General features: G+C 67.5%; 6 protein-coding genes. 4 read left to right on the forward strand and 2 right to left on the reverse strand.

What is annotated here, in order from left to right; genetic code table 11:
- Window positions 1–250: 250 nt before the first annotated feature.
- Together AB0M95_RS40135 and AB0M95_RS40140 are read right to left on the reverse strand one after the other, a co-directional pair.
- Window positions 251–2,140 carry an adenylyl cyclase gene (locus AB0M95_RS40135; RefSeq protein WP_363776763.1) on the reverse strand — a complete coding sequence of 630 codons (1,890 nt, stop codon included), beginning with the start codon at window positions 2,138–2,140 and terminating at the stop codon, window positions 251–253.
- 382 nt (window positions 2,141–2,522) lie between these two features.
- On the reverse strand, window positions 2,523–2,936 hold the full coding sequence (locus AB0M95_RS40140) for an ATP-binding protein (protein ID WP_363776766.1): 414 nt from the start codon (window positions 2,934–2,936) through the stop codon (window positions 2,523–2,525).
- Between the two features lie 301 nt (window positions 2,937–3,237).
- Here AB0M95_RS40140 and AB0M95_RS40145 point away from each other — a divergent pair, with 301 nt between their 5' ends.
- The 4 genes from AB0M95_RS40145 (at window position 3,238) to AB0M95_RS40160 (ending at window position 7,791) form a co-directional block, all read left to right on the forward strand.
- On the forward strand, window positions 3,238–4,074 hold the full coding sequence (locus AB0M95_RS40145) for a helix-turn-helix transcriptional regulator (protein ID WP_363776769.1): 837 nt from the start codon (window positions 3,238–3,240) through the stop codon (window positions 4,072–4,074).
- Window positions 4,056–4,286, forward strand: coding sequence for a DUF397 domain-containing protein (locus AB0M95_RS40150; RefSeq protein ID WP_363776772.1), 231 nt, complete (start codon window positions 4,056–4,058; stop codon window positions 4,284–4,286). The genes AB0M95_RS40145 and AB0M95_RS40150 overlap by 19 nt, the downstream gene beginning before the upstream one ends.
- A 39-nt stretch (window positions 4,287–4,325) precedes the next feature.
- On the forward strand, window positions 4,326–4,520 hold the full coding sequence (locus AB0M95_RS40155; RefSeq protein WP_363776775.1) for a DUF397 domain-containing protein: 195 nt from the start codon (window positions 4,326–4,328) through the stop codon (window positions 4,518–4,520).
- Window positions 4,521–4,875: 355 nt separating this feature from the next.
- The gene (locus AB0M95_RS40160; protein WP_363776778.1) at window positions 4,876–7,791 is read left to right on the forward strand and encodes a M36 family metallopeptidase; all 2,916 of its coding nucleotides are present in this window, start codon (window positions 4,876–4,878) and stop codon (window positions 7,789–7,791) included.
- Window positions 7,792–8,039 lie beyond the last annotated feature (248 nt).

An 8,039-nucleotide genomic window follows, 5' to 3' on the forward strand; every position in this document is an offset into this window, starting at 1 on the left:
GAGGTCCTGTCCAGCGACGGCATGTCCATCGAGATGCGCGACACCGACGAGGACGTCTTCCGTGCGGCGGAGGAGCTCGGCATCGACCTGTCCCGCCGCCCGAACGAGGGCGCGATGACCATCGACGAGGTCTGACCTGTTCGGGGCGCCTCCGGGGCGCCCCGAACCGCGGCCATAGGCCCAGAGAGGCGCGGGGCGCGTACGGCCACCCCGCGCCTCCTCATGTCGCGTGCTCGTTACCGGGTGCCGGTCACGGGGCCGGGTAGTCCGTGACGTACACGGGCGAGCCGATCCTGGTTGTGTCCGCCGGGCCGCCCTCGCCGTTGACGACGTGGTCGATCGTGCCCGCGCTCAGGTTCACCGTCATGATGTGGTGAAGCTTGACGCCGGGCGTCCGCGGGACCTCGAAACCGTTCTCGGTGTGGATCGACGGGTTGTTCTGATTGAAGACGTAGACGCCCGCGCCGTAGAGCTTGTGCGTCCTGACGCGGTCGCCGACCTTGTACCCGGCGTAGCCCTCGACGCCGCCGTTCATCCAGTCGGCCTGGGCCGGCGGGTCGTAGGGCAGCTCGTTCTGGTACATGATGGTCGTGCCGTCGTTACCGTTCCAGACCGTGTTGTACTTCTGGAAGTGCTCGACGAACAGGCCCGTCGCGGTCACGTGGTCACCGTTGATGACGGCGCCGTACCGGCCGGTGTTGGTGTTCCAGCGCTGGGTGTCGGTGAAGCCCTCGACGCCGTGGTCGCCGCGCCACACCCAGGTGTGGTCGATGAGCACGTTGTCGCTGTTGACCTCGAGCGCGGTGTCGGTCTTGCCGACGTGGGGGCCGCCGACACGGAAGTACACATCGAACAGGGTCGTCGGGTTGGACGGCGAGCTCAGGCGCAGCAGCCCGTGCTTCTTGCCCACCCGCAGCAGGACGGGCGACTCCTTGAGCCCCGCGTCGACCGTGACGCCCGCGACGACGACTCCGGGAACGTCGGCGATGTCGAGCGGGGTCGCGCCGTTGACGGCGGTGAGGGTGGCGTGCCCGAGGCCGAGGACCACCGTGTTGGGACGCCGGACCTCGATGCTCCGCGCGATGTCGTACACGCCCGGCGTGAGCAGCAGGTTCTTGCCGAGCGCGAGCTGGAGGTTGATGAGCCGCACCGAGTCGCCCGGTTTCGCGACGAAGAAGTCGGAGATCGGGATCGTACGGCCCGGCGTGATGCCGTTGGCCCACGTGACGCCGCGCGTGTTCTTCTGGGCGGCGGGCACGCGGACGTTGTACTTGCCCTTCGCGTCGACGAACAGGTACGGCTTCTCGCGGCTCACCGGAGTGGTGTCGAGCGTGGTGTAGGGCGGGTTCGGGAAGGCAGCCTCGTCCGGAGCGCCGACGACGCCCGAGAAGACCTGGTTCCACACCGCGTTCGACCAGCCGGCGACCTCGCTGTTGCGGGTCAGCCACTGCTGCTGCGATCCGTTGGTGACGGACGGCAGCTTGGAGTCGGCGATGAAGCCGCCGCTGGCGTACTGCGGTCCGGCGGTGCAGTAGTCCATCAGCGACAGGCCGCCGCCACTGACGTTGAGGCGGCGCATGGACACGGCCTGGGACGCGGCCCAGAAGTTCGCCGACGCCCGGCAGCCGCTCGTGCCGGTCTGGTTAATGTTGAGCGACAGGTTGGACAGGGTGCGCCAGAAGTTGACGAGCGCGAGGCAGTTGCCCGTGCCGCCGTTCTCCAGGCAGCGGTTGAAGACCTCGACCTTGCCGTTGATGACGACGTCGGTGGGCGAGGCGCCGAGGCCGGCGATCTCGGTGTAGTAGCCGACCTTGATGTTCAGCGGGTCGTCGGCGGTGCCGTACGTTCCCGGCTTGAAGAGGAAGGCGTAGCGGTTGGCGCCCATCTCATTGTCGACCTGCGTGGCGTGCGTCGCGTCGAGGACCGCCTCGATCTCGCTGACCGGCATGCTCGGGTCGAAGACGGTGACGTTGGCGCCGAAGCCGACGGGGCCGTGGTGCGGCGAGGAGGAGGCGGCGGGCGTACCCGTCACCACGACGCCGCTCACCAGAACGAGGCTGAGCGCGAACGCCCGGCCAAGGTGACGGCGGCGGGACCGCCGCGTCGCGGGACCTCCGTTGCCGGGAGGCTGGGGGGGCATACGGTTCATCCTTTCCAGTGGCCGTACGGCGCCGGGTGGTGAGCTGCGTGGCTGGACAGCGGGGGTGCGGCACCCAGCGCCTGGGTGCTACAACAGACAGGAGAGCGCTCTCTCATGGCCGAGTGAACTCCCAAGCGCATCGAACCTGCCTACTGGGGGACGAGCGGCCGGACACTGACGGCCGGATCCGAGGTAGCGGGGATTCCCGGCTTGTATCAAGCTACGAAAGATGTGATCGAGAGTGTTTCTACCGTGTGAACGGCCCGCACGCCATACCCGCACCCCTCTTGATTTTTCCCGGTGACCGCCCCCGGCCCGCTACAGGCGGCATCACGACCCGTCCAGCTCGAAACGTTCCAGAACCCCCGCCCGCCCCGCCCCCTCACACCCCGGCCCCCTCGCCGGACACGACCTTGAACCACACGGTCCGCCCGGAGCCGTCCTCCGTCCACCCCCACTCCGTGGACAGCTCCCGAACCAGCCACAGGCCGCGCCCGCTCTCGCTCAGCGGATCGACCTGAGCCGGAATCCGAGGGATACCGGCCTCCGACCCCTCATCGGTCACCTCGACGTGAACCGTCCGCCCGTCGTCGTAGACCCTGACCGTCACCACTCCCCCGGGCCTGCGCCCCGAGTCCGAGTGCTTGACGGAATTCGCCACGAGCTCACCGACAAGAAGCTCGACGTCCCCCGCGTCCCTGCGCCCCGCCGCCATCAGCAGCCCCCGCACGTAGGCCCGCGCGAGCGAAACCGAACTCGACCTCCCGAGCAGATCAACGGCGCCCCGCAAGGGCACGGTGCCGACGCGAGATTTCCGCCGTAGATCAGCAGGGCTAGTAGATCGTCCGGCATTGCCGTGAGGAACGTTTGAGGAGTCAACGGTCATGTCCGCCCCCAAATCTGTAGGGAGAATGTCGGATCTCAGTCGCCGACCTTTCTGGCGACTCGATCGCTGTACGCCCAGAGTGCTGCTTGTAAGGGGTTGCGCGCCTACAGGACTGAAAGACAGTTCTGCTACAGAACTCCCCACCGGATGTAAGGGAAGTCATTATCGTGTAAGCAGGCTCCTAACGTGCCAGAAGAGTCCGGAGACGATCGTGCCCAATGCCCATGATCCGCGCACATCCCCTATCGCTCGCTTTGGCCACGAACTTTCCATCTGCCGCAAACAGAAAGGGCTTTCTCAGAAACGACTAAGCGAACATATTGGATGTTCACCCTCCCTTGTCGGACACATCGAAGCGGGCAGCCGCACCCCTCAACTCGATTTCGCACAGGCGTGCGACCGTGTCCTCGGCCCCCCTGGCAGTGATCACTTCGTGCGCCTCTACCAACGCATCCATCAACCACTTTCGGGGCCGGGATGGTTTCTGCGCTGGGTAGAAGAGATCGAGCCAGAGGCGACCATGCTGCGCATTTGGGGTCCGTCCTTGATCCCTGGCTTGCTACAGACCGAGGCCTATGCACGCGCCGTGTTCCTCGGGCACTACTCAACTCCGGAGACCGTGGTCGAGGAACAGGTCGCCGCCCGGATGCGGCGTCAGGAGATCCTGCAAGGGGACAGCCGACCCGAGCTGCGCGTGCTGCTGGACGAGTGGGTTCTCAATCGCCCGATCGGTGGTGCGGGAGTCATGCGCGAGCAACTCGACCACTTGGCGGCCATCGCAGGTCGCCGGCACGTTACCGTACAGATCGTCCCGTACGACACCACGTGCACCGATGGCTTCTCGTCAGCTTTCGTGATCGCGGAACTGGCGGACGCGGCCACGACCGTATCCGTAGACTCCGCAGGCAGAGGCGAAATATCAGCGGAGGACGATCTCGTCTCGCTGATCTTGGATCGCTATGACAGACTGCGTACAGAGGCATATCGTCCAGGCGAATCGCTCAAAATGATCGAGAAAGCGATAAAGCAGTGGAGCCAAGGAACTTGATCCCCGCGGACCTCACCGGAGCGGTATGGAAGAAGAGCTCTCGCAGCGGCAACAACGGCGGCGAATGCGTGGAAGTCGCCAGTAACTTGGGCGGGGTCGTCGCCCTCCGCGACAGCAAGGACCCACGCGGCCCGGTCCTGACCATTGCTCCAGCGGAGTGGCGGACTTTTCTCGGTGGCATCAAGCATGGCCGACTCCGTAGCACGAGCTGACCACCTGGCATGCGGCGGACTAGAGGAAGTTGCGGCGCAATGGACCTGAGCGACGCGAAGTGGCGTAAGTCTTCCTGGTCGAGCGGCGACGGCGGGACATGTGTAGAAGTCGCCTCCAACCTGCCCGGCGTCATCGCCGTACGCGACAGCAAGAACCCCGCCGGACCTGCCCTGATCTTCTCCCCCACCGAATGGCACACATTCCTCCAGGAAGCCAAGAGCGGAACGGTCTGACGGCGGGACTCCATCACGTCGCCCCCTCGCGGACCGTGTCATCGCGAACGGGTGATCGGTCACGGTGAAGACCAAGGCGCCCGGCCGCTTCGGTGGCCGGGCGTTGTCTTTTGTCCACTCCCCCGAGTGCGTGACTCGCACCGGCCGTCCTCGACCCCCTGTGGGCTTGCTCCAGGGCCCCGGATAGGTGAGCGCGCCGGGGCTCGGCCGCCGATTGTCTGCGACCACCCGGTCCCATATATGGCTATTTTTCACACTTTGCAAGATCTTGTCAGGATTTCCATGGGGTGCTACCACTGTCGCAGCAGATGGGACGTAGCCAACGGCGGCGACGTCCCCATTTCAGGAGGCAAGTGTGTCGTCTCTCCCCCCGTTACGCACCATCATCGTCACAGCCGCCGCAGCCTCGCTCACCCTCTCCCTCGCCGGGGCCGCACAAGGCGAAGAGCGCAGTGACCAGCGCCATGAACAGCGGAAGGTCTCCGTGGTCCACGGCGATGACCACGGCAAACCGGATAAGGACAACAGGACCGGCCGGGTGGCGCCCCCGCTCGCGGCCAGGAAGTCCACCAAGGCCACCGTCCGGTGGAACAACCTCGGCACCCCCGCTCTCGTCACCTCGGCAGAGCCGCTCGCCGAAGGGCTCGCCGCCGATCCCGCCCAGGCCGCCCGCGACTACCTGAAGGCCAATACGGGCCTCTTCGGCCTGGAAGCGGAAGCCGTCGACGCGCTGGAGACGGTCGCGGTCAATCCGATCGGCACGGGGCACGCGGTGCTCCTGCGCCAGACGTTCGGCGGCCTGCCCTCCGGCTACGACGGCCTGGTGTCGGTCGGCGTGAGCCAGGGCAAGGTCGTGTACGCCTCCTCGACGCTGTCACGGGCCACGGAGGCACCTCCGGCCGCAGCCATCACGGAGCAGCGGGCGTTGGAGATCGCCGCCCGCGACGGCGAGATCGACCTCGTCGCCGCCTCGACGAAGCGGGTGGAGGAGGTGGCGGTCCCCGCGGCCGACGGCGTGCACCGCGCCTTCCAGGTCACGCTGATCGAGCAGGGGCACGAGGACGAGCCCGCGGCCTACACCACCTACGTCGACGCCGTCAGCGGCGAGGTCCTGGTCAGGGAGAACCTGGTCGACCACTTCGACCCGGACACCCCGGCATGGTCGGCGTTCCCGGCCAATCCCCCCGCGGACTACTCCTCCAGGGACACCCGCGAGACCTGGTGCGCCACCCCCGGGTGGCGGTGTGATCTCGTCGCCGGCGACGCGGCCACCGGAAGGGCCTGGGACGTCGATCACGCCACGAACACGCCGACGAACACCAGCCTCGGCAACGCGGCGCGCACGTTCGAGAACCGCGCCAGCGGTTCCTCCAACTCGGTCGGCACGCGCAGCAACGTGGTCACCCCGAGCCGGAAGTACGACTTCCCGTGGCAGAACCAGTGGTTCAAGGCCAAGTGCGACCCTGCCGCGTTCGACGCGCCCGGCGAGGCCGACCTCGAGGCGGCCATCTCCAACCTGCACGCGATGCACAACCGCATGCACGACTGGTCGTACCGTCTCGGCTTCACCGAGAAGGCCTGGAACATGCAGGTGAGCAACGGTGACCGTGGCGGGCTCGGCGGCGACCCGGAGCGAGGCAACGCCCAGGCGGGCGCCCGGGTCCTGTCGATCCGGAACAACGCCAACCAGATCACCCCGGCGGACGGCATCGCCCCGATCACCAACATGTACCTGTGGCAGCCGCAGGCCGGCGCGTTCTACCCGCCGTGCGTCGACGGTGACTACGACATGTCGGTCATCGGGCACGAGTACACCCACGCCATCTCCAACCGCATGGTCGCCGGGCCGAACGCGGGGCTCAGCGGGGCCCAGGCCGGCGCGATGGGTGAGAGCATCTCCGACCTGTTCGCCATGGAGTATCTGTTCGAGAACGGCTACCGGCCGCGTGGCGACACCCCGTACGTGACCGGCGGCTACGTCACCGGCGACTCCGAGCGGGGCATTCGCAACTACGACATGTCGAAGTCGCCGCTGAACTACAGCGACATCGCCTACGACCTGGTCGGCCAGCAGGTGCACGCCGACGGCGAGATCTGGTCGGCGACCCAGTTCGACGTACGCGACGCCTTCATCGGCAGGTACGGCAAGGGCTCGGCCAAGGACCAGCGGGCCTGCGCCGACGGGCAGAAGCCGCTCGACAAGTGCCCGGGCAACCGGCGGTGGGTCCAGCTCCACTTCGACGCCTTCCTGCTCACGGCGGCGGGCAACCTCAGCATGGTGGACATGAGGGACGCGATGCTCGCGGCGGACACCCTCCGCTTCGGCGGCGCGAACCAGGACATCATGTGGAAGGCGTTCGCCGAGCACGGCCTCGGCGCGGGAGCGTCCAGCAACGGCACCGCCGACCCGGACCCCACGCCCAGCTTCGCCTCCCCGAACGGCGGCAACGCCACGGTGACCCTGCAGCCTCGCGGCGAGGCCGCCGGTGCGCCGGTCCGCCTCTACGTGGGTGACTACGAGGGGCGTGTCGTCCCGGTGGCGGACACCGATCCCGCCACCGAGCTCAGCGCGACCTTCGAGATCGTGCCCGGCGAGTACTCGTTCGTCGCGGTGGCCCCCGGGTTCGGGCACAAGAGGTTCGAGTTCAAGGTGAAGAAGGACCGGCCGACCGACCTCCCTGTGGAGATGTCCCGCAACCACGCCTCCGCGGCGGCGGGCGCGGTCGCGACCGGCGACGGGGTCAACCAGGACAAGCTGATCGACGAGACCGAGGCCACGAACTGGGCGTCCCTCACCGCTCCGGTCGCCGGCCGCTCGGTCATGGTCGACCTGGCGGGCACCGACGCCGTCAAGATCCGCAGGGTTCAGGTCAGCGCCATGCTCCGGCCCGCGATCAACGACGCCGCCGACCCCGGTTCGCAGAACAGGTTCTCCGCGCTCCGCGCCTTCGAGGTTCTGGCGTGTGACGCGACCTCCGGGGCCGACTGCGCGAACCCGGCGAACTACAACAAGATCTACACCAGCCGTAAGGACGCCTTCGCCACCAGCCTCCCGCGCCCGCGCGGCGGCGACCTGATCATCAAGTCGCTCGACGTCCCGAAGGCCCTCGCCACCCATCTGATCCTGCGCACGGTGTCCAGCCAGTGCACCGGTAACCCGCTGTACTTGGGCGAGCAGGACGACGACCCCAACTCCAGCACCGACTGCGCCACCGCCAGCCCGTTCGCCGGCCAGATCCGCGCCGCCGAATTCCAGGCCTTCTCCCACTGACCCACCGACCCACTCACGCAAGAAGGGCGGCCCAGCCACCTGGGCCGCCCTACGCGTCCGCGCCACCCGCCGTTATATGTCCTCCTGACACGCCGCCGAGCGGTTGCCCTCTCGCACCTGCCGGTAGCTACCGCGCGAGCAGCGGGAGCGCCGGGAAGGTGTGGTCCTGCCACAGCAGCCGCGAGGTCTCTTCCGGGTAGGCGGTGACCATCGACGGCGTGTCGAAGAGCTGTGCGAGGCGGTGGTCG

The organism is Sphaerisporangium sp. NPDC051017, assembly GCF_040683095.1.
In the GTDB taxonomy this organism is placed as follows: domain Bacteria; phylum Actinomycetota; class Actinomycetes; order Streptosporangiales; family Streptosporangiaceae; genus Sphaerisporangium.

Excerpts from the sequence above, each read along its gene's own strand:
- AB0M95_RS40135 (WP_363776763.1), bottom strand. The coding sequence starts at position 2,140 with ATGCCCCCCCAGCCTCCCGGCAACGGAGGTCCCGCGACGCGGCGGTCC.
- AB0M95_RS40155 (WP_363776775.1), top strand. The coding sequence starts at position 4,326 with ATGGACCTGAGCGACGCGAAGTGGCGTAAGTCTTCCTGGTCGAGCGGC.